Raw genomic sequence first — 20,737 nt, 5'->3', positions numbered from 1 at the left:
TATATCAAAAATTTATATAATTGTAATGTTCTTCTTAGTTTCAATGTCTAAATCTTCAATCAATTGATCGATTTTTTTTCCTGAGAGTGGGCTTATCCAATTTTTATCAATTTCTTGAATTGGATATAAAACAAATGCTCTTTGTTCTAAACGTGGATGCGGAATCTTTAATGAAATATTTTTATTAGAAATGTTTATAAATTGTCCATTAAAATCTATAATGTCTATATCGCATGTTCTAGGTGCATTAATTTGCTCGCGCTTTCTGTCAAAATTTTTTTCTATATTTAAAATATATTTAATTAAATCTTCTGGAGAAAATTTTGTGTCAATTGATACAACGCTATTAATAAATTTCGGATCTAATTTATTAGGAATAGCTAGACTCTCATAAAAACTAGATTTTTTTAATATTTTAATATTGTCATTATTAAAAAATTCATAACATTTTAATAAAGTTTTTTTGCAATCTCCAAATTTAGATGGAAGATTTGAGCCTAATGAAAGAAGAATCATAATTAACTTTTTCTAAAAACTCTTGATTTCTCTCTTTCCCAATCTCTTGTCTTTTTTGTATGGCGTTTATCATGTTGTTTTTTGCCTTTGGCAATAGCAATCTGAACTTTAGCAATTCCTTTATGATTAAAATACATTCTAACAGGAACAACGGTTAGTCCTTCTTGATTAATTTTTCCAATAATTTTGTTGATTTGTTTTTTGCTTAAAAGCAATTTCCTTAATCTTCTAGGGTCATGATTATTATAGGATGACTGACTATATTCTGGAATATAAGAATTTTGCAAAAACAGCTCTCCATTAGAGTCAACAGCATATGACTCAGCTATGTTACCCTTTCCTAGACGTAACGATTTAACTTCCGAACCTAGAAGAGCAATTCCTGACTCGATTAATTCTAAAAAAAAATAATTAAAACTAGCTTTTCTATTATTTGCAACTACCTGATAATTGCTTTCTTCCTTTTTCATTAATTAAATTAATGAAAGTTTTTTTAATAAATTCTTAATTCTAATTTGATTTTTCTTAGTAATTGTAACCATGGGCAGTCGTAAATCTTTTGTACATAATTTTAATAAACTTACTGCATATTTAACTGGCGCTGGATTTGTTTCTATAAACATCAGGTCATGTAAGGGTTTTAACATTTTATTTATTTCTTTAGCTCTTTGAAGTATTAGTTTGTCTGCATTGTAATCGAGTAAATTTTGCATTTCTGAGCAAAGTCTTGGAGCGACATTTGCAGTAACAGATATACAGCCAACACCCCCTCTTAACTTAAATTCAAGTGCATTTGAATCTTCTCCGGTAAATTGAATAAAATCTTTACCTAATTTTTTTCTTTGTTGAACCACTCTATTTAAATCACCAGTCGCATCTTTAACGCCTGCAATATTTTTAAGTTCAAAAAGTCTACACATTGTATCAACGCTCATATCAATGACTGAACGACCTGGTATATTGTAAATAAAAATTGGTATCCCACACTTATTATTAATAGCTTTATAATGTTGATATAAACCTTCTTGTGTTGGTTTGTTGTAATAAGGAGTTACAATTAATGCTGCCTTCGCTCCTGCTTTTTCAGCATATCTTGTTAGATGAATTGCTTCTTCAGTTGAATTTGATCCTGTACCAGCCATAATAGGAATTCTATCTTTTGACTCACGAACACAAATTTTAATTATTTCTCTATGCTCAAAATGACTTAGAGTTGGAGACTCTCCTGTAGTTCCACCTGGTACTAAACCACTTGTACCGTTGTCAATTTGGTGGTGAATTAATTTAACATAAGCATTTTTATCTAATCGATTGTTTTTAAATGGTGTAATTAGAGCGGTAAATGATCCTTTAAACATGATGTAAATATCTATAAAAAAGCATTTTTATAATACACTGTTTTTTTAAATAATAAAATTAAATGAACTTTAAATTTGCTGTAATTATTAATTTATTTTTGCTGTTGAGTATAACATTATCAGCTTATGCAAAAAACATACCTCCAAAACTAAAACCAGAAAAATTTATAGATAGCTCAGCACAATCATCTAAAACATCCAAATTTTTAGATAATTTAACCAAAAACAAAAAAAAGGAACAACCTGTTCTAAAACCTAAAGATGAAGCTAAGACTGAAGAAGATAAGACTCAAAAAAAAGAAGAAATAAAAAAAGAAATTATAGAAAAAAAAGTTAATGAAAAAAAACAAGAGATAATTAAACCTAAAGATAAAAAAGAAGTTAAAAAAAAGGATACTAATCAAACTGAAGCATCAAAAGAAATTATACCTAAAATAAAGCCGAAAGACTTCAAAACTTTTTCTCCTGAACATAAAGGTCCTTTGGAAAGCAAAACTCTAGGTGATAAAGATTTTGAAATAGCAAAAGTAGTTTTTGAATATGTTGATAAAAAACAATGGAAACTAGCATTATCTGATGCTCAAAGAATGCAAGATAAAACAATCTATACTTTAGTAAATTGGATGTATTTAATTGAACCACAAAGTGGAGCAAGTTTTAATGAATATCTTACATTTATAAAAAATCACAGAGACTGGCCAAGAATAAATCGCATTAAATATTTAGCAGAACATAAAATTAATTTTGATAATAACTCACCGTCTTCAATTATAGAATATTTTACTAACAATCCTCCATTAAGTGGCTTTGGTAGATTAAGATTAGCAGAAGCTTTTTTAGAAAATAATCAAAGTGATAAATCTAAAAACCTAGTCAAAGATGGTTTTAAAGATGCTGAATTAAGTAAAAATGATCTTAAATATTTTTCTAAAATATTTAAAAAGTTTTTAACACATCAAGATTATGTTTTAAGAGCAGATTATTTTGCCTACGAAGCTAAATACAAAGATTTAAGAGATACTATAGAATATTTAAATCGTGATTATCAAAAATTATATAATGCTAGAGCAGCTCTTTTTACTAAAAGATCTGCAGACAGTTTAATTGCTCAAGTACCTGATTATTTAAAAGAGGATCCTGGTTTAATATATGATCGGATCAAATGGCGCAGAAAAAAAGCCAGATTTAGCGAAGCACTAACATTAATGAATCAAAGTGCTTCTGACTCGTTAATGCGAAATCAATATTTAGCCAAGGAAAGACTGTCTGTTGCAAGAGATAAGATTGGGGATAAGGAATATAAAATGGCATATGACATTTTAAAAGATCATAGGCTAAACGAAGGTTCGGATTTTGCTGAAATTGAATGGCACCTTGGTTGGTTAGCTTTAAGCTTTACTAATCAAACAGAGGCAGCTCTTAATCATTTTTTAAAAATGAATGCGGCAGTTTCATATCCAATCTCTAAAGCAAGAGCAGCCTATTGGATTGGTAGAACTTATAAAAAATTAGGTCAAACGAACCAAGCTAATACTTGGTTTAAAACTGGCTCGCAATACGGAACAACATTTTATGGTCAACTTTCCCATAGAGAATTGGATGAAAAGAAATTCTTAATTAATAACAACTTTAAATTTAATGAAGATAAATATGCAGAATTTAAAAAAAACAACCTTCAAGCAAAATCCGTTGTTATATTAAAAGAGCTAAACAGAACTAGATACACTAAAGACATCCTTAGACATCTTGGAGATGTTGAACAAAATAGAACAACTGAAGAAGTTTCAATGGCAGGAACTTTGGCTCAAGAAATTGAAAGATTAGATTTTGCAATACAAATTGCAAAAAATGCATCCTATAAAAATTTAAATTTTTTAGAAATTAGCTACCCAAAAATTGAAATTCCAAAACAAATTAAAAATCAAAAGATATTAGAAAGTTCAGTAATTTTAGCTCTAATAAGGCAAGAAAGTGAATTTGATATATCTGCAAATTCTAAAGTTGGCGCAAAAGGTTTAATGCAAATTATGCCTGCAACAGCACGCTTGTTAAGTAGAGTTACTAATATTGATTTTTCTAGAGAAAAGCTAACCAGAGATAAAGACTATAATTTAGCTTTGGGATCATATTATATTTCAGATCTTGATGATTTATTTGGATCTCACTATCTAGCATTTGCAGCATACAACGCTGGACCTCATCGAGTTGAGAAATGGATAAAGAACTATGGTGATCCAAGAAGAAAACAAATTGATGCTATTGATTTTATTGAACTTATACCATTTCAAGAAACAAGAAATTACGTACAAAGAGTCAGTGAAAATATTAATGTATATGAATATTTGAATGATCCTACAAATGCTACCAATAAAATAGAAAAAATTTTATATCGTTAATTATTTTTTGTCGCTTTATAAGCATAGGATAATGAAGCAAAAACCGTAGCATAATTCAAATAAGAAATAAAAAAAGATATAAAGTCAAAAAATGGTTTAAAAAATTTATAAAATTCATAAGAATTTTGTAAAAAATAAACCTGCATTGCAAAAATTAAATAAGTAGGAAGAATAAAAGATAAAGTAATAATTAAAAAAATTAAAAATAATTTTCCTGAAAAATTATTAAATTCATTACCCGAAAAAATATTAATTGATTTGTTTAAAGCTATTTTTGGTAAAATTAAAATAACTTTAAAAGCTATATAGATCGTAGGAATTAACAATAATATTATGTATCGGCTATCAGAACCAAATAAAGTATTTATATCATTACGATCTAAATAATATTTTAAAAATAATGGACTTAAAGCAAATAGAGAAATTAAAGTACTATAAAATAAATATCTAATTATTGTAAAATCAAACATTTTAAATAATGGATTAAATATAGTTTGATTTAATAAAATATCTCTATGCACCTTATATGCAATTGTACTAACAATTAATCCCATTAATGAGAAAATTATAAAAAATGTAAATTTTGTTGCAATATTCTCTAAAACTAAAAAATATAGTCCGTTAAAAATTAATGTTAAAAATAAAACAGTAAAAAAACTTTCTCTAAATATTTTTTTTATGTCTTTAAATATATAAGAAAATGATTTTGAAATTATTTCACTAATAACAAGATTATCATTCATATTTTTGGCGGAGAGAGAGGGATTCGAACCCTCGATACGACTTTTCAATCGTATAACGGTTTAGCAAACCGCCGCCTTCAGCCATCTCGGCCACCTCTCCTTGCTTAAAGGCAAATATTTAAGCCATTAATTCTATATTACAAGTTTAACTATTAGGAAAAAAGTTGAATAATTATTTAAATATCATTAATAAACGCGCTTATGAAAAAAATTATAATCATGCTTTCAATAGTGCTGTTTAGCCAAAACTTAGCATTTGCTCAAAATACTGGGATTAAAAAATCAGCTAAATCTGGGATTTGTTACAGTGCAGAATCGAAATCTTATAAAAAACTTAAAGATTTTACTCCATACAAAACTATGGATGAATGTTTAGCAGCTGGTGGAAAATTACCAAAAGCCAAAGCTACAACAAAGAAAAAAACTGCCTAATTTAAGATTAAAATTTAAGTGAATTCAATTCATTGGATTTATCTAATTGCTGCTGGCTTTTTTGAAATAGGTTGGCCGCTGGGTCTCAAATTATCTGCTATCCCTTCTTTTAAAATATTAGGACCTGTCCTTTCAGTACTTTCGATGGCAATAAGCGGAATTTTATTATGGTTATCATTAAAAGGGATATCCATTGGGACTGCTTATGCTGTATGGACTGGAATTGGTGCTGCTGGAACTTTTATTATTGGTGTTTTATTTTTTAACGATCCATCAATTCTCTTAAGATGGATTGGAGTATCTTTAATAATTCTTGGAGTTATATTTCTTAAAGTTGCTTAATTTTTTATTTTGGAGCATCAATTACCAAAACTTCAGAATTATCATTAGCTTTAATTTTAAATTTTTTAATATTTAAAATTTCAGCAGCATCTCCTTTTTCTAGTACCTTATCCTCTAAAGTAATATTTCCATAAGAACATAATAAATAAGCCTGATGTTTAATGTCGTAATTTATTTCATCGCTTTTATTTATTTTTCCACCAAACACATAAGCATCTTGATAAATACCTAACGTTCCCTCTTTGTAATTATTGCCAAATCCTGAAACTAAAAGATTAAGTTTATTTTTAACAGGTGCTTTTGGAAATTGTTTTGCTTCCCATCTAGGTTTAACATTAGTTTTGTTTGGAATAATCCAGATTTGATAAAGAGTAGTTTCTTTATCTTCTAAATTATATTCTGAATGAATAATCCCTGAACCTGCACTCATAACCTGAATATCGCCAGCTTCTGTTCTTCCTTTATTACCTTGATTATCGGAATGAGTAATTGCACCAGATCTAACATAAGTAATAATTTCCATATCGTTATGCTGATGTGGATCAAAGCCGTTTTTAGCTTTTATAATATCGTCATTAATAACTCGAATAGAACCAAAGCCCATTCTTTTAGGATTATAATATGATGCAAAACTAAAATGATGTTTTGCTTTAAGCCAGCCATGATCAGCTCCGCCTAGATCTTTATACTTAATAACACTAATCATTAATTATATAGATTTTTGTGCTCTTTTACGTTCGTGTTCAAGTAAGAATTTTTTTCTTATACGAATAGATTTTGGAGTTACCTCAACAAGTTCATCATCATTAATAAATTGTAATGAATACTCCAAAGTTGTTTTAATAGGCGGAACAATAATTAAGGCTTCATCAGCAGTAACTGATCTTACATTTGATACTTTTTTCCCAATTAATGGATTAACGACTAAGTCATTATCTCTATTGTGTATTCCAATAACTTGCCCACCATAAACCTCATCTCCATGAGATATGAAAAACTTGCCACGATCTTGAAGATGAAATATTGCATAGGTAACTGCTTTACCTTGATCCTTTGCAATCAAAACACCATTATTTCTCTCCCCTAATGCCTGATTAATTTTAGGACCGTAATGATCAAAGGAATGATACATTAATCCTGTTCCTGAAGTAGTTGATAAAAAATCTGAACGAAAACCAATTAAACCTCTTGTTGGAATAATATAATCTAATCGAACTCTGCCTCTGCTGTCAGAGACCATATTTTTTAAATCTCCCTTTCTTTCACCAAGTTTTTCCATAATCTTACCTTGATGTTGTTCTTCAATATCAATGGTTAAAGCTTCAAAAGGTTCTTGATCTTGGCCATTAACTTTTTTGATAATTACTTCAGGTCTAGAAATTGCAAGCTCGTAACCTTCTCTTCGCATATTTTCGATTAAAATTGATAAATGAAGTTCCCCTCGACCAGATACTCTATATTTGTCAGGACTTTCTGTTTCAGAAACTCTAAGTGCAACGTTGTGAATAAGTTCTTTATCCAATCTATCTTTAATATTTCTAGTTGTGACATACTTGCCTTCTTTACCTGCAAAAGGAGAAGTATTAACTTGAAAAGTCATGCTAATTGTAGGTTCATCAACAACAAGTGGTGGAAGCTGTTCTACTTGTTTTGGATCGCAAACCGTATCTGAAATTTTAACACCATCAATTCCAGAAAACATAATAATTTCACCAGCTGATGCTTCTTGTTTTTCAACTCGTGTTAAACCTAAAAATCCTAAAATTTGTAAAATTTTTCCATTTTTAATTTTTCCATCTTTATTAATAATTGAAACGTTATCATTAACTTTTATAGTTCCTCTTTGAATTCTTCCAACTCCTATAACACCAACATAGCTGGAATAATCTAAAGCACTCACTTGCATTCTAAAAGGACCATCAAGATCTACATTCGGATGTGGAACGTTATCAACGATACACTGAAATAAGACGCTCATGTTATGATCAGCTTTTTTAGGTTCTTTTGCAGCCCAACCTTGAATTGCTGAAGTATAAACAATTGGAAAATCTAATTGCTCAGAAGTTGCTCCTAATTTGTCAAATAAATCAAAAGTTTGATCTAATGCCCAGTCTGGTCTAGCTCCGTCACGATCCACTTTGTTAATAACTACAATTGGACGAAGTCCAAGTTTTAATGCTTTAGATGTCACAAATCTAGTTTGAGGCATTGGTCCATCTACTGCATCAACAAGAAGCAAAACTGAATCAACCATAGAAAGTCCGCGTTCAACTTCACCACCGAAATCTGCGTGACCAGGAGTATCAATAATATTAATTTGATAACCATTCCAAGTTAATGAAGTATTTTTTGCAAGAATAGTAATACCCCTCTCTTTTTCAATTTCATTAGAATCCATTACACGCTCTTGAGCCATCTCAGAGGCTTTTAATGTTCCAGAATCTCTTAATAATTTATCTAGTAGTGTTGTTTTTCCGTGATCAACGTGCGCAATAATTGCAATGTTGCGGATTTTTTTAATATCTGTCGCCATGAAGAGTGTCTATCTAAACTAGAATGATATTTATTCAACTAAAATGTAAGAATTTTAATCGTTATCAGAAAAGTAAATTCTTTGATTTAATTGCTTTCTTGAGTCCTCAAATTTTTTTCTATGTTTAATGCTCTGATTACGAGTTCTCTTTCTCCATAATTTAAATGAACTTTCACTTAGATTCTTTCTCATAATTTTAATAACTTCAGACTCAGATTTTCCTGTTTGCTCTTTAATGTCTTCAAAAGTAATTCGATCGGCCCAAGCAGCCCAAATAATCCATGAAATAGAATTTTTATCTTGAGGTTCTGGATTTGCAGTTCGTGTGATAGGTCGAAGACCTTTTTTCATTAAATTTTTGACTTTAAATAACTAATCATAGTATTTGAATCGCTAACATCAAATTTACCATCTTCATCCAAAAACATTTTTTCAATAATCTTATTTTTAACATAGATGGAATATCTTTTAGAACGCTGACCCATTCCAGCTGCAGACCTATCTGTGATCATTCCCATCGCTTTAGTAAATTCTAAATTAGCATCAGGTAACATTTTAACATTTTTAAGATCTAAATTCTTTGCCCAAGCTTTCATAACGAACGGGTCATTAGCACTTAAACAATAAACTTCATCGATACCCAATTTTTTTAATTCATCATAATTAAGTTCATAACCTGGCAAATGATAATCATTGCAAGTTGGGGTAAAAGCTCCAGGTAGTGCAAATAAAACTATATTTTTATTTTTAAAAATGTCGTCTGAGGTTACAGAAACAAATTCTTTATCGGGTCGGGTTACAAATTTAACATTAGGAACTTGCTGACTCATACTGATGCACTATGTAATGAATTTGATTTTAATTTACCACCTAATTTTTGTGAAGCTCTCATTCTAAATCTATATTTTTGTTTGTCTGTTAACTTATCAAAACAATTTGGACAACTCACATCTTTTTCATATTTGGGAGAGTTTATATCTTTTTTTTTCATCGGAGTTCTACAACCTGCGCACATTAGATAGTTTCCCTTTTTAGAATTATTTACAACAGTAATTCTCTCATCAAAGACAAAACATTCTCCATTCCATAAAGATTTTTTAGCAGGTATTCTATTTAAATAGTTTAAGATTCCACCTTTTAATTGATAAACATTTTTAAAACCTCTTTTGAATAAATAACTAGCGGCTTTTTCGCAACGAATCCCCCCTGTGCAGAACATTGCAATTTTTTTATCCTTATCATCAGAAAGTTTTTCAAAGTATTCTGGAAATTTTCTAAAATCATTAATTTTTGGATTTATTGCTTTTTCAAAAGTACCAATTTCACTTTCAAAGGATTTTCTTACATCAACAACTGTCACATCATTGGATAAAATTAATTTATTCCAATCTTCAGGTTCAATTCTATTTTGGAATTTATACTTATCATCATTAAATAACTCATTTAAAGGAACTACTTCATTTTTTATTTTAATTTTAGCTCTTTTAAACGGAATAAAATCAACTTCACATTCATTAACAGTATCAAACTCTTGAAATGAAAATTTTTTCATTAAAAATTTTGTCAATAAATCAATGTTTGATTGTTTGCCAGCTACACTTCCGTTAATTCCTTCTAAGGAAAAAATAATGCTACCTTTTAACTTGTTATCAATAAGAAATTTTTTAAAGATTAATTTATTATCACTAGGATTTTTTATTTTAACAAATTTATAAAAACTGATTAATTTTAACATTTTATAATTTTCTACAAATGGTCATACCATCTGCGATAGGTAATATCATACTCTCGGTTCCCTTAAAATCTTTAACAAAACTATTAAATTCTTTAATAGAAATTGTTTGATCATCATTAATATTTGGATCAGCAACTTTCCCCTTCCATAAGGTGTTATCAATAATAATAATTCCATCCTTTTCTAAAAGCTCAAGTGATTTTAAAAAATAATTTTTGTAATTTTTTTTATCTGCATCAATAAAAATTAAATCAAAAATTTTATCTTGATTAATAAATTCTTCCATAGTCTCTAGTGCTGGAGCTAAAATAAAATCAATTTTTTTACTCACACTATGTTTATTCCAATATTTTTTAGCAATATCAGTATTTTTTTTATCAATGTCTAAACTGACGATTGATCCATTTTCTGGAAGCGCTAAAGCCATAGTTAAGGCGCTATAGCCTGTGAAAGTTCCAATCTCTAAACAATTTTGTATATTTGAACTCTTAATAATAAACTGCAGCAAAGCTCCTTGATCTGGACTAATTTGCATTATGGAAGCGTTACCGAGATTGCTTTCTGTATATTCTCGTAATTCCTTTTGCAACGGATGTTCGTTAATACCTGTTTTAAATAGATATGCTTGTAATTGAGTTGAATTTTCTAAGGACTTAAACACTTTATGAAAGTTTTTTCTTTAATATATCATTAACCAAAGCAGGGTTTGCTTTACCTTTGGACTCTTTTATTACTGATCCTACAAAAAAACCAAATAACTTATCTTTTCCAGATTTATATTCTGCAACTTTATCGGCATTATCCTTTAATACTTTTTCAATAATTTTTTCTAATTCTCCAACATTACTTTCTTGAATAAGTCCTTTTTCTTCAACAATAATTTTCGGGTCTCTGTTATCATTGATCATTAATTCAAAAACTTCTTTAGCAATTCTTCCTGAAATCGTATTATTTTTTATTAAGTTTATTAATTTTGATAAATTTTGAGATGAAATTGGAGATTCTTTAATTGATTTTCCAATTTTATTTAAAGCTGCAAATAAGTCACCAATGACCCAGTTAATAGCAAGTTTGATATCAGAATTTTTTGCCACATTTTCAAAATAATCAGAGGTGTCCTTATCAGAAATCAAAACGCCAGACTCATAATTTGAAAGTTTATAATCTTTTATTAAACGTTCTTTTTTTTCATCAGGTAACTCTGGTAATCTTTGTTTAAGCTCATCTACGAATGATTGATCAAATTTTAATGGCGGAAGATCTGGATCTGGAAAATACCTATAATCATGCGCATCTTCTTTACTACGCATCTGACGAGTTTCATTCTTTTTAGTATCAAATAATCTAGTTTCTTGATCAATTATTTTACCTTCTTCAAGTAAATCCACTTGCCTTTTTGCTTCATATTGAATGGCTTGTTGCATAAATTTAATAGAATTTACGTTTTTAATTTCACAACGAGTTCCAAAATCTTTACTGCCCATCTTTCTAACTGATACATTGACATCCGCCCTTAACGAGCCCTCTTCCATATTTCCATCGCAAGTACCTAAATAACGCATAATAGATCTTAATTTTTTAATATATTCCGCTACCTCTTCTGGTGATCTTAAATCTGGTTTACTTACAATTTCCATTAACGCAACTCCAGATCTATTTAAGTCAATAAATGTCTTGGTAGGATCTTGGTCATGTAGACTCTTGCCGGCATCTTGTTCAAGATGGAGTCTTTCAATCCCAACTTTTTTTGTTCCATATGGCATATCAAGAATTACTTCTCCTTCACCAACAATAGGATATTTAAATTGAGAGATTTGATAGCCTTGCGGTAAATCTGCATAAAAATAATTCTTTCTATCAAAGACAGAAAGTAAATTAATTTTAGCTTTCAATCCAAGTCCTGTTTTAACTGCTTGTTCAACACAAAATTTATTAATTACAGGCAACATTCCTGGCATAGCTGCATCAATTAGACTAACTTGTGAATTTGGTTCTGCTCCGAATTTTGTAGCAGAAGATGAGAATAATTTAGCATTTGAACTTACTTGAGCATGAACCTCAAGGCCAATTATAACTTCCCATTTTCCAGTCTCACCAGATATGTAATAATTAAATTCTTTATCAGCCATTACATCCACCAATCTTTAACTTGCGATTTAAAATTAACTTGCTGTTCTATTGAATAGGCTGTGTTTAATAACGTTTGTTCATCAAAAGATTTTCCAAATAGTTGCAGTGCTAAAGGCAGTCCATCTTTATTATATTTTATTGGCAATGATATTGCAGGAAGACCGGCTAAGTTTGCAGTTACTGTAAATATATCATTTAAATACATAGCAATTGGATCATCAATATTTTCTCCAAATTTAAATGCTGGTGTTGGTGTTGTTGGTGTTAAAATTACATCTACATTTTGATAAGCAGTATCAAAATCTATTTTGATTAGATTTCTAACTTTTTGTGCTTTTAAATAGTAAGCGTCATAGTAACCTGATGATAAAACATAAGTTCCAATCATAATTCTTCTTTTAACTTCAGTGCCAAAACCTTTAGATCTGGTATTTTCGTACATCTCCGTTAAATCTTTTCCTTCTGTTCTAAATCCATATCGAACACCATCATATCTTGCTAAATTTGATGAGGCTTCCGCTGGAGCAATAATGTAATAAGTAGGAAGAGCGTATTTTGTATGAGGTAATGAAATATCTTTAATTATAGCTCCGTTATCTTTTAAAATTTTAATTCCATCTTGCCATAAATCATCTACTTCTTTTGGCATATTATCAACACGATATTCCTTTGGAATTCCAACTTTTAAACCTTTAACATTATTTTTAATTGAATTAAGGAATGAGCTCTTAGGTTTATTTGCTGATGTTGAATCTTTTTCATCATAACCACAAATAACATCCAAAATTAATGCAGCATCTTTGACATCTTTTGTCATAGGTCCTGCTTGATCTAAAGAAGATGCAAATGCAACTATTCCCCATCTAGAACAACGACCGTAAGTAGGTTTTAAACCAACAATACCAGTAAATGCTGCTGGTTGACGAATACTTCCACCAGTATCAGTTCCAACGGTAGCCGTTGTTAAATCAGCAGCAACAGCACTAGCACATCCACCCGAAGACCCTCCCGGAACGAGATTTTCATTATTTAATCTATATGGATTTAAAACATTTCCAAAATGACTTGTTTCATTGGATGATCCCATTGCAAATTCATCTGAATTTAATTTTCCAATTAAAATGGCATCTTCATTCCAAAGTTTTTCTGTAACAGTAGATTCATACGTTGGTGTAAAATTTGATAAAATTTTACTTGAAGCTGTTGTTTTAACGTCTTTCGTACAAAATAAATCTTTAACAGCAATTGGAGCTCCAACTAAAGCTTTGTCTAATTTTTGATTAGCATCTATTTTTTTGGCTTTATTAAGAGCGTTTTCTAAATCTTTAGTATTAAAACAATTTAATTTATCAGATTTTTCTATTCTTTTGACATAAGCACCAACTAACTCTGTAGCACTACACTTTTTTTCTTTAATATTTTTTATACTATTAACTAAAGTAAGTTTTGTAAGATCAGTCATATTTATTCGATAACTTTAGGAACAATAAAATAATTAGAATTCTTATCAGGAGCATTTTTTAAAATCTCTTCTTTTTCATTAATTTTTTTAATCTCATCTCTATTCATTGTAAGAGCCTGATCAGATACTGAAGCAATCGGAGCAATTTTATCAGTGTTAAGTTCTCTTAACTGTTCAACAAATTTTAAAATAGAATTTAGATCTTTTTCTAGTCTATCAGTCTCTTCTTTAGCTACTGATATCCTTGCTAACTTTGATATTTTCTTAATAGTATCTTTGTTAATTGACATTAGACTTAATGGTAAATCTGGCTAAATTAACATTTTAATGAAAACTTACAACCTATTAGAGAACGATAAATTTGTAGAAATAATAAATAAACAATCCCGATTAATAGGTATTGATCATGGAAAAAAAAATATAGGTATCGCTATCTGCGATGAAAATCATAACATCGCAACTCCTTTAACTACAATTGAATTTACGCAGCTAAAATTTTTTATATCTAAAATAAGAAATATAATTAAAGAAAATAATGTTGAGGCAATCGTAGTAGGTAACCCTATTAACATGGACGGTTCACTTGGTCCAAGAGCTCAATCAGCCAAAGACTTTTCTAAGAGTTTAGCTGAACAATTGTCTATACCGGTAACACTTTGGGATGAAAGACTCTCAAGTGAAGGTGCTTATAAAGGTATGTCAAACTTATCCATTAACGTTACCAAGAAGCAGAAAAAATTAGATGAGAATTCTGCTGCCTTTATTTTACAAGGCTTTATTGATTATTATAAAAATCAAACAAAATAAGTGATTTTAACTTAATGCTTGCAAGCTTTAAGGTTTGCAAGTATAGAGTTGCTTTTAATGGCTATACAAAAAGAAGCTGTTAAATTCAGTCACAAACACCTCTTAGGCATTCAATCTTTATCTATTCCCGAAGTTAATTATATTCTTGATGAGTCAATGCAATTTGTTGACTTTAATAAAAAAGAACAAAAAAAATTAAATATTCTAACTGGTAAAACTCAAATAAATTTATTTTTTGAATCTTCTACTAGAACCTTAAGCTCATTTGAACTTGCTGGAAAAAGATTAGGAGCTGATGTGATGAATATGAATGTTTCAAATTCAGCAATCAAAAAAGGTGAAACTTTAATTGATACTGCAATGACTTTGAATGCTATGCACCCTGATGTTTTAATAATAAGACATCAAGATTCTGGAGCTGCAAATCTTTTAGCTCAAAAAGTCAATTGTTCAGTCATTAACGCTGGCGATGGTTGGAGAGAGCATCCAACTCAAGCATTACTCGATGCGCTGACAATTAGAATTAAAAAAGGAAAAATTGAAGGTTTAAGAATTTCGATTTGTGGCGACATAATGCACTCAAGAGTTGCACGATCTAATATTTATTTACTTAACATGTTGGGAGCTGAAGTTAGAGTAATTGCACCCCCTACTCTCATGCCAAAAAATATTGAGAGTCTAGGAGTTAAAGCATTCACAGATATGAATAAAGGTCTTGAAGGATCTGACATTGTTATGATGTTAAGGCTTCAAACAGAACGTATGCAAGGATCTTACGTGCCTTCAACAAGAGAATATTATGAATTTTACGGTTTAGATTATAAAAAAATTACAAAAGCCCATCCTAATGCACTCATTATGCATCCGGGTCCTATGAACAGAGGTGTTGAAATTGACACAACATTAGCAGACGACATCAATCGCAGCATTATTAAAGAACAAGTTGAAATGGGAGTTGCAGTTAGAATGGCCTGTTTAAAAATTATTTGCGGAAATAATAAATGAAAATGAAACTTTTAATTAATACACGAATAATAGATCCACAAAATAATATCGACGAAGTTGGTGGAATATTAATTAATAAAAACGGAAAAATTGAAGCAGTTGGAAAAAAAGTTACTAAAGAAAATGCCCCTAAAGACTGCGAAATTATAGATTGTAAAGGCAATATCTCAATACCAGGTATTGTAGATATGAGAGTATTTGTTGGAGAGCCTGGTTTTGAATACAAAGAAAATTTTAGAACCTTAAGTGAAGCTGCTTTATCAGGTGGAGTTACCTCTGTTGTTACAATGCCAAATACTATGCCAGTAATTGACAATGGATCTATATTGGATTTCACAAAAAGAAGAGCAAAAGATAAGTCGCAAATTAAAATTTATCCTCTTGCTACACTGACTAAAAATCTTGAGGGTAATGAAATGTCGGAGTTTGGTTTGCTTGGAATTATTGGAGCTGTTGGTTTTACAGATGGAATTAAATGTGTTCAAAATAATAGAGTAATGGATAAGATATTTAATTATTCAAAAAACCTAAACAGCTTAATCATACAATTTCCTCAAGACAACGAGCTTTCAGCTAACGGCGCAATTAACGAAGGCGAGATTTCAACAAGATTAGGATTAAAAGGAATTCCAGATATTGCTGAAAAAATTATTATAGAAAGAGACTTAAGTTTATTAGAACTTTACAAAAACAGATACCACATATCTACAATATCTTCAAAAACATCACTGTTGGTTATTGATAATTATAAAAAAAAAGGATTAGAATTTACAACTGGTGTTTCGATTAATAATCTTTCCCTAAATGAAAATGATATTGGAGATTTTAAAACATTTTTAAAATTATCTCCTCCTTTAAGAACTGAAAATGATCGTTTAGCTTTAATCGAAGCTGTTAAAAAGGGATTAATTGATGTAATTGTATCCGACCATAAACCCGAAGATGAAGAGTCAAAACGTTTGCCTTTTCAACAAGCAGCAACTGGCGCATCAGGAATTGAAACTTTATTGTCTCTAACATTAGAACTTTATCACAATCAATCTTGTGATCTAAATACACTTATAAAAACGTTAACTTGTAACCCCGCAAAAATATTAAATATCGATGCTGGAAATTTATCGGTTGGAAGTGATGCAGACATAGCTATAATTAATCTTAATAAGCCATGGGTTATCGAAAAAGAAAAAATTAAATCAAAATCAAAGAATACAGCAATTGAGAAAAGAAAAATGCAAGGAAAGGTTGAAAAAACTTTTATTAATGGAAATTTAGTATTCGAAGCTTAATGGACATCCTTATAGTAACATTTTACTCTTATATATTAGGCTCTATACCCTTTGGTTTAATTCTTGCAAAATTTGCTGGTTTAGGAGATGTCAGAAAAATTGGATCTGGAAACATTGGTGCAACGAATGTTTTAAGAACAGGCAATAAATTTATTGCTGGTCTAACTCTTCTTCTGGATGGTCTTAAAGGAACTTTATCTGTTTTATTAACAACACAATATTTTAATGAATTAACTTACTACTCTGCTGTAATTGTTTTTCTTGCACATATTTTTCCTGTGTGGCTAAAATTTAAAGGAGGAAAAGGAGTTGCAACATTTATAGGAAGTTTATTAGTAATTAATTTTTATTTATCAACTGTTTTTATTATCACATGGTTAATCATGCTTTTAATTTTTAGAATATCAGCTGTTTCCGCATTATTAGGATATTTTGTAGTAACGGTTACAACTTTTATATTTTTTGATCAAAAAATTTTTTTATTAATTTTCTTTTATTTTATAAGTTCAATATTCACACATAGACAAAACATAGCCTCCCTCATAAAAGATAATTTCTAAGTAATTAAAGACTTTTTTGTATATTATTTTTTTGAAATTTGACAAAGGTCACAAATTTTGACAGTTCTTGCCTTTTTACTCAAAACTTATGAATTTAGTTATCGTTGAAAGTCCGGCAAAAGCAAAAACAATTAATAAATATTTAGGTTCCGATTTTAAAGTTTTAGCAAGCTACGGGCATATTAGAGATCTTCCCTCAAAAAATGGTTCCGTCGACACAGAGCATAATTTTAAAATGATTTGGGAAATTGATCCAGGTTCAAAAAAACATTTAAAAGAAATTACTGATTATGCAATTGATGCTGATAGAATTATTCTAGCAACTGACCCTGATCGTGAAGGCGAAGCTATTGCTTGGCATTTAAAATGTATTTTAGAAGAAAATAAAAAAATTAAAGATAAAAAATTTGAAAGAGTCGTATTCAACGAAATTACTAAAAAAGCAGTAGAAAATGGAATTAGTAACCCAAGAGATATTAATCCAGAGTTAGTTAATGCCTATATGGCCAGAAGAGCTTTGGATTATCTAGTTGGATTTAACATATCACCAATTCTTTGGACAAAACTTCCAGGATCTAAATCAGCAGGAAGAGTGCAATCTGTCGCTCTAAGACTTATTGTAGATAGAGAACATGATATTGAATTATTTAAACCTCAAGAATATTGGACTTTTGCTTGCACTTTTTTAACTCAACAAAAAAAAGAACTAAACGCGAGACTTTATTCTTTTAAAGGAAATAAAATAGAAAAATTTTCATTTAAAAATGAAGAGGAAATTAAAAATGTTTTAAATCAAATAAAGAAAGAAAATTTTAATATTACAAATATAGATAAAAAACCTTATCGAAGAAGTCCCTACGCACCTTTTACAACTTCTACTATGCAGCAAGAAGCTTCTAAAAAATTAGGTTTTTCTGCTTCAAGAACAATGCAAATTGCTCAAAGACTCTATCAAGGAATTGATATTGAGGGGGATTCTGTTGGTTTAATTACTTATATGAGAACTGACGGAACTAACATCTCTCAAGATGCTATCAAAGAATGTAGAAATTATATCGATAAAGAAATAGGCAAAAAATACTTACCAAATGAAGCTAGAAATTATTCAGGTAAGAAAGCAAAAAATGCTCAAGAAGCGCATGAGGCAATCAGACCTACTGACATTTTAAGAACACCCGAAAAAATGAAATCTATTTTAGATAAAGATCAAGCAAGATTATATGAGCTGATTTGGAATAGAACTCTTTCATCTCAAATGGAAAACGCTGAATACGAGAGATGCACTTTAGAGATATTAAATGAATCAAAAAATATTACTTTTAGAGCAACAGGATCTGTTCAAGTATTTGATGGTTTTTTAAAACTATACCAAGATGTTAAAGAAGATGATGAAGTAGATAAAGATGATGAAAATGATCAAAAAATCCTACCAGAGGTTAAGATTAATGAAAAATTAGAAAATCCTAAATTCAATACTGAACAGCATTTTACTGAACCACCACCTAGATTCTCTGAGGCAAGTCTAGTTAAAAAATTAGAAGAACTTGGAATAGGAAGACCCTCTACTTATGCAAGTATAATCTCAGTATTATCAGCTCGAAATTATGTAGAACTTGTAACAAAACGCTTCATACCAACCGATAGAGGTAAACTTATTACAGCTTTTTTAGATAAATTATTTACTAAATATGTTGATTATAACTTTACTGCAACACTTGAAGATAGTTTAGATGAAATCACTACTGGTAAAATTGAATATCTTAAAGTTTTAGAAAATTTCTGGAAAGAATTTTATAAAAATATTAATGAAGTAAAAGAATTAAGAACAAGAGCTGTGCTTGATTTATTGAATGAAAGTTTAGGTGATATTATTTTCGATAAAGATGAAGATGGCAAAATTTCAAAAAAATGCAAGAACTGTAGCAACGGAGAACTTAGTTTAAAGAATGGAAGATTTGGAGCATTTATAGGTTGTTCAAATTATCCTGAATGTAAATTTACAAGACCTTTATCAAGAGCAAAAGCAGCTGAACAAGATTTTCTTGCTGAGCCAAAAGTATATGGAGAAACTGATAATAAAGAAAAAATTGTATTAAAAAAAGGAAGATTTGGACCTTATCTTCAAATTGGCAATGATGAAAAAAACCTTCGAAACGTATCTATACCTAAAGGAATTTCTTTAGATTTATTAGACTTGGATAAATGTAAATTTTTAGCATCACTCCCTAAAGTACTTGGTCAATATCCAGAAAATTCTAAGGATATTACTTTAAATGTAGGAAGATTTGGACCTTATGTGAAATGTGAAAATAAATCCGCTTCATTAGAAAATCCAGAAGAAATTTTTTCTTTAGGTTTAAATAGAGCAATTACATTAATTGCTGAAGCAAAACCAGGAAGAAGAACCTCCAATGAAATTAAAAATCTTGGTGAGCATCCTGAAGATAAAAAGCCTATCAAGATTATGAAAGGCCAATATGGACCTTATATTAAGTATAAAACAATTAATGCAACAATTCCTGACGATAAAGACCCTGAAAACATATCAATGGAAGAAGCTCTTGTTTTAATAGATGCTAGAATTGCTTACGATGAATCTAAAAGTGGAAAGAAATCTAAAAAAAGAAGTAAAAAAAATAACTCTGAAGATGAATAAAGCTGAAGAAATTATTAGAGAATTAAATATTAATATACCGTCTCCGCCAAAACCTGTTGGTAATTATTCAGCTTTTAGTAGGTATGAAAAACTTATTTTTATATCAGGTCAGCTCCCAATCGCTAATGATGGGAAAATAACAACCGGTAAAGTCATTAAAGATATTTCTATAGAACAAGCTCAAAAAGCAGCGGAAACTGCAATTTTAAATGCTTTAGGACAACTAAAGAACGCATGTAATGGAGATCTTAACAAAGTAAAAAACTGTATTCGAATAAGTGGTTATGTAAATTGTTTAGAAAACTTTTCAGATCATGCAAAAATTATTAATGGTGCATCAGATTTAGTTGCAAAAATATTTCCAGATAACTTACATTCTAGAATAGCTATAGGATGCAACTCTTTACCTTTAAATGCCTGTGTAGAAATTGAGAGTATTTTTGAGATTTACTAAGCTTTTATTTTAACTTTAACTTTATATTCAATTAAAATCTTATCTAATATCTTTTGCTCAGTTTTAGATAAAACGTGATCAGATTGCTTATATTCATTGGATAATTTACGAATAAATTCATTAAGATAATCTTTACCTTTTGCAACTTCCAATTCGTCATAAAGAGAATTTAATTCTTTGGTTTTACTTATATGTAAGCTTTTGTAGTTATTCTCATTTGGATAAACAATTATATTCTTTTGAATACTTGCAATTTCTATCGCAAGTTTCGACAATTTTTCTTCTATTTTTTTTGTCTTATTTAAAAATAAACCAAACATAA

Annotated in this window: 23 protein-coding genes and 1 tRNA gene; 9 read left to right on the top strand and 15 right to left on the bottom strand. The window is 29.5% G+C overall.

Annotated features, from left to right (window positions below; translation table 11 throughout):
• Positions 1-12: 12 nt before the first annotated feature.
• From folK to dapA, 3 genes are read right to left on the bottom strand one after another with little or no spacing between them, the layout of a single operon-like run.
• Complete coding sequence (gene folK, locus AC8IGH_RS00365) at positions 13-516, bottom strand: 2-amino-4-hydroxy-6-hydroxymethyldihydropteridine diphosphokinase (RefSeq protein WP_507418731.1); 504 nt, start codon at positions 514-516, stop codon at positions 13-15.
• A 2-nt stretch (positions 517-518) separates the two neighbouring features.
• On the bottom strand, positions 519-986 hold the full coding sequence (smpB, locus tag AC8IGH_RS00360; protein WP_507418730.1) for an SsrA-binding protein SmpB: 468 nt from the start codon (positions 984-986) through the stop codon (positions 519-521).
• 3 nt (positions 987-989) lie between these two features.
• Positions 990-1,874, bottom strand: coding sequence for a 4-hydroxy-tetrahydrodipicolinate synthase (dapA, locus tag AC8IGH_RS00355; protein ID WP_507418729.1), 885 nt, complete (start codon positions 1,872-1,874; stop codon positions 990-992).
• A 62-nt stretch (positions 1,875-1,936) separates the two neighbouring features.
• Between dapA and AC8IGH_RS00350 the strand changes: the two genes are divergently transcribed.
• Entirely contained in the window at positions 1,937-4,270 is a 2,334-nt protein-coding gene (locus tag AC8IGH_RS00350) for a lytic transglycosylase domain-containing protein (RefSeq protein ID WP_507418728.1), read from the top strand.
• Here the strand turns inward: AC8IGH_RS00350 and AC8IGH_RS00345 are convergent.
• Positions 4,267-5,013: a hypothetical protein gene (locus tag AC8IGH_RS00345; RefSeq protein WP_507418727.1), complete on the bottom strand. Its 747-nt coding sequence runs from the start codon at positions 5,011-5,013 to the stop codon at positions 4,267-4,269. The two genes, AC8IGH_RS00350 and AC8IGH_RS00345, sit on opposite strands and share 4 nt — an antisense overlap.
• A gap of 5 nt (positions 5,014-5,018) precedes the next feature.
• Positions 5,019-5,113, bottom strand: a tRNA-Ser gene (locus tag AC8IGH_RS00340).
• Between the two features lie 101 nt (positions 5,114-5,214).
• Here AC8IGH_RS00340 and AC8IGH_RS00335 point away from each other — a divergent pair.
• Both AC8IGH_RS00335 and AC8IGH_RS00330 read left to right on the top strand, forming a co-directional pair.
• Entirely contained in the window at positions 5,215-5,445 is a 231-nt protein-coding gene (locus AC8IGH_RS00335; protein WP_507418726.1) for a hypothetical protein, read from the top strand.
• Between the two features lie 27 nt (positions 5,446-5,472).
• On the top strand, positions 5,473-5,787 hold the full coding sequence (locus AC8IGH_RS00330; protein WP_507418773.1) for a DMT family transporter: 315 nt from the start codon (positions 5,473-5,475) through the stop codon (positions 5,785-5,787).
• Between the two features lie 4 nt (positions 5,788-5,791).
• On the opposite strand, the gene AC8IGH_RS00325 is transcribed toward AC8IGH_RS00330, so the two are convergent.
• From AC8IGH_RS00325 to gatC, 9 genes are read right to left on the bottom strand one after another with little or no spacing between them, the layout of a single operon-like run.
• Positions 5,792-6,493, bottom strand: coding sequence for a pirin family protein (locus AC8IGH_RS00325; RefSeq protein WP_507418725.1), 702 nt, complete (start codon positions 6,491-6,493; stop codon positions 5,792-5,794).
• A gap of 3 nt (positions 6,494-6,496) precedes the next feature.
• Positions 6,497-8,320, bottom strand: coding sequence for a translational GTPase TypA (gene typA / locus AC8IGH_RS00320; protein WP_507418724.1), 1,824 nt, complete (start codon positions 8,318-8,320; stop codon positions 6,497-6,499).
• A gap of 54 nt (positions 8,321-8,374) precedes the next feature.
• On the bottom strand, positions 8,375-8,671 hold the full coding sequence (locus AC8IGH_RS00315; RefSeq protein ID WP_507418723.1) for a TIGR03643 family protein: 297 nt from the start codon (positions 8,669-8,671) through the stop codon (positions 8,375-8,377).
• On the bottom strand, positions 8,671-9,150 hold the full coding sequence (locus tag AC8IGH_RS00310; protein WP_507418722.1) for a peroxiredoxin: 480 nt from the start codon (positions 9,148-9,150) through the stop codon (positions 8,671-8,673). Before AC8IGH_RS00310 ends, AC8IGH_RS00315 begins: the two co-directional genes overlap by 1 nt.
• Positions 9,147-10,055 carry an oxygen-dependent tRNA uridine(34) hydroxylase TrhO gene (gene trhO, locus AC8IGH_RS00305; RefSeq protein WP_507418721.1) on the bottom strand — a complete coding sequence of 303 codons (909 nt, stop codon included), beginning with the start codon at positions 10,053-10,055 and terminating at the stop codon, positions 9,147-9,149. The genes AC8IGH_RS00310 and trhO overlap by 4 nt, the downstream gene beginning before the upstream one ends.
• A 1-nt stretch (position 10,056) precedes the next feature.
• Positions 10,057-10,716 carry a class I SAM-dependent methyltransferase gene (locus tag AC8IGH_RS00300; RefSeq protein ID WP_507418720.1) on the bottom strand — a complete coding sequence of 220 codons (660 nt, stop codon included), beginning with the start codon at positions 10,714-10,716 and terminating at the stop codon, positions 10,057-10,059.
• 1 nt (position 10,717) lies between these two features.
• A complete protein-coding gene (gene gatB / locus AC8IGH_RS00295; protein ID WP_507418719.1) occupies positions 10,718-12,184 on the bottom strand; it encodes an Asp-tRNA(Asn)/Glu-tRNA(Gln) amidotransferase subunit GatB in 1,467 nt (488 codons plus the stop codon).
• Positions 12,184-13,647, bottom strand: a complete 1,464-nt coding sequence (gene gatA, locus AC8IGH_RS00290; protein WP_507418718.1) for an Asp-tRNA(Asn)/Glu-tRNA(Gln) amidotransferase subunit GatA — start codon at positions 13,645-13,647, stop codon at positions 12,184-12,186. Before gatA ends, gatB begins: the two co-directional genes overlap by 1 nt.
• 2 nt (positions 13,648-13,649) lie before the next feature.
• Positions 13,650-13,937, bottom strand: a complete 288-nt coding sequence (gene gatC / locus AC8IGH_RS00285) for an Asp-tRNA(Asn)/Glu-tRNA(Gln) amidotransferase subunit GatC (protein ID WP_507418717.1) — start codon at positions 13,935-13,937, stop codon at positions 13,650-13,652.
• Between the two features lie 37 nt (positions 13,938-13,974).
• Between gatC and ruvX the strand changes: the two genes are divergently transcribed.
• The 6 genes from ruvX (at position 13,975) to AC8IGH_RS00255 (ending at position 20,415) form a co-directional block, all read left to right on the top strand.
• On the top strand, positions 13,975-14,454 hold the full coding sequence (ruvX, locus tag AC8IGH_RS00280; protein ID WP_507418716.1) for a Holliday junction resolvase RuvX: 480 nt from the start codon (positions 13,975-13,977) through the stop codon (positions 14,452-14,454).
• A 57-nt stretch (positions 14,455-14,511) separates the two neighbouring features.
• Positions 14,512-15,459, top strand: a complete 948-nt coding sequence (locus AC8IGH_RS00275) for an aspartate carbamoyltransferase catalytic subunit (protein ID WP_507418715.1) — start codon at positions 14,512-14,514, stop codon at positions 15,457-15,459.
• The gene (pyrC, locus tag AC8IGH_RS00270) at positions 15,456-16,745 is read left to right on the top strand and encodes a dihydroorotase (protein WP_507418714.1); all 1,290 of its coding nucleotides are present in this window, start codon (positions 15,456-15,458) and stop codon (positions 16,743-16,745) included. The genes AC8IGH_RS00275 and pyrC overlap by 4 nt, the downstream gene beginning before the upstream one ends.
• Positions 16,745-17,305, top strand: coding sequence for a glycerol-3-phosphate 1-O-acyltransferase PlsY (plsY, locus tag AC8IGH_RS00265; RefSeq protein WP_507418713.1), 561 nt, complete (start codon positions 16,745-16,747; stop codon positions 17,303-17,305). Before pyrC ends, plsY begins: the two co-directional genes overlap by 1 nt.
• A gap of 88 nt (positions 17,306-17,393) precedes the next feature.
• Positions 17,394-19,961, top strand: coding sequence for a type I DNA topoisomerase (gene topA / locus AC8IGH_RS00260; protein ID WP_507418712.1), 2,568 nt, complete (start codon positions 17,394-17,396; stop codon positions 19,959-19,961).
• The gene (locus AC8IGH_RS00255; protein WP_507418711.1) at positions 19,897-20,415 is read left to right on the top strand and encodes a RidA family protein; all 519 of its coding nucleotides are present in this window, start codon (positions 19,897-19,899) and stop codon (positions 20,413-20,415) included. Before topA ends, AC8IGH_RS00255 begins: the two co-directional genes overlap by 65 nt.
• On the opposite strand, the gene AC8IGH_RS00250 is transcribed toward AC8IGH_RS00255, so the two are convergent.
• Positions 20,412-20,735, bottom strand: coding sequence for a hypothetical protein (locus AC8IGH_RS00250; protein ID WP_507418710.1), 324 nt, complete (start codon positions 20,733-20,735; stop codon positions 20,412-20,414). The genes AC8IGH_RS00255 and AC8IGH_RS00250 overlap by 4 nt on opposite strands.
• Positions 20,736-20,737 lie beyond the last annotated feature (2 nt).

Source organism: Candidatus Allofontibacter sp., from assembly GCF_038145245.1.
In the GTDB taxonomy this organism is placed as follows: domain Bacteria; phylum Pseudomonadota; class Alphaproteobacteria; order Pelagibacterales; family Pelagibacteraceae; genus Fontibacterium.
This window is presented reverse-complemented; position numbering and strand designations above follow the sequence as displayed.

Excerpts from the sequence above, each read along its gene's own strand:
- gatC (WP_507418717.1), bottom strand. The coding sequence starts at position 13,937 with ATGTCAATTAACAAAGATACTATTAAGAAAATATCAAAGTTAGCAAGG.
- AC8IGH_RS00250 (WP_507418710.1), bottom strand. The coding sequence starts at position 20,735 with ATGTTTGGTTTATTTTTAAATAAGACAAAAAAAATAGAAGAAAAATTG.
- topA (WP_507418712.1), top strand. The coding sequence starts at position 17,394 with ATGAATTTAGTTATCGTTGAAAGTCCGGCAAAAGCAAAAACAATTAAT.
- AC8IGH_RS00335 (WP_507418726.1), top strand. The coding sequence starts at position 5,215 with ATGAAAAAAATTATAATCATGCTTTCAATAGTGCTGTTTAGCCAAAAC.
- trhO (WP_507418721.1), bottom strand. The coding sequence starts at position 10,055 with ATGTTAAAATTAATCAGTTTTTATAAATTTGTTAAAATAAAAAATCCT.
- dapA (WP_507418729.1), bottom strand. The coding sequence starts at position 1,874 with ATGTTTAAAGGATCATTTACCGCTCTAATTACACCATTTAAAAACAAT.
- AC8IGH_RS00255 (WP_507418711.1), top strand. The coding sequence starts at position 19,897 with ATGAATCTAAAAGTGGAAAGAAATCTAAAAAAAGAAGTAAAAAAAATA.
- typA (WP_507418724.1), bottom strand. The coding sequence starts at position 8,320 with ATGGCGACAGATATTAAAAAAATCCGCAACATTGCAATTATTGCGCAC.
- gatA (WP_507418718.1), bottom strand. The coding sequence starts at position 13,647 with ATGACTGATCTTACAAAACTTACTTTAGTTAATAGTATAAAAAATATT.
- AC8IGH_RS00350 (WP_507418728.1), top strand. The coding sequence starts at position 1,937 with ATGAACTTTAAATTTGCTGTAATTATTAATTTATTTTTGCTGTTGAGT.
- AC8IGH_RS00275 (WP_507418715.1), top strand. The coding sequence starts at position 14,512 with ATGGCTATACAAAAAGAAGCTGTTAAATTCAGTCACAAACACCTCTTA.
- AC8IGH_RS00345 (WP_507418727.1), bottom strand. The coding sequence starts at position 5,013 with ATGAATGATAATCTTGTTATTAGTGAAATAATTTCAAAATCATTTTCT.
- gatB (WP_507418719.1), bottom strand. The coding sequence starts at position 12,184 with ATGGCTGATAAAGAATTTAATTATTACATATCTGGTGAGACTGGAAAA.
- ruvX (WP_507418716.1), top strand. The coding sequence starts at position 13,975 with ATGAAAACTTACAACCTATTAGAGAACGATAAATTTGTAGAAATAATA.
- AC8IGH_RS00310 (WP_507418722.1), bottom strand. The coding sequence starts at position 9,150 with ATGAGTCAGCAAGTTCCTAATGTTAAATTTGTAACCCGACCCGATAAA.
- AC8IGH_RS00315 (WP_507418723.1), bottom strand. The coding sequence starts at position 8,671 with ATGAAAAAAGGTCTTCGACCTATCACACGAACTGCAAATCCAGAACCT.
- plsY (WP_507418713.1), top strand. The coding sequence starts at position 16,745 with ATGGACATCCTTATAGTAACATTTTACTCTTATATATTAGGCTCTATA.
- folK (WP_507418731.1), bottom strand. The coding sequence starts at position 516 with ATGATTCTTCTTTCATTAGGCTCAAATCTTCCATCTAAATTTGGAGAT.
- pyrC (WP_507418714.1), top strand. The coding sequence starts at position 15,456 with ATGAAAATGAAACTTTTAATTAATACACGAATAATAGATCCACAAAAT.
- AC8IGH_RS00325 (WP_507418725.1), bottom strand. The coding sequence starts at position 6,493 with ATGATTAGTGTTATTAAGTATAAAGATCTAGGCGGAGCTGATCATGGC.
- smpB (WP_507418730.1), bottom strand. The coding sequence starts at position 986 with ATGAAAAAGGAAGAAAGCAATTATCAGGTAGTTGCAAATAATAGAAAA.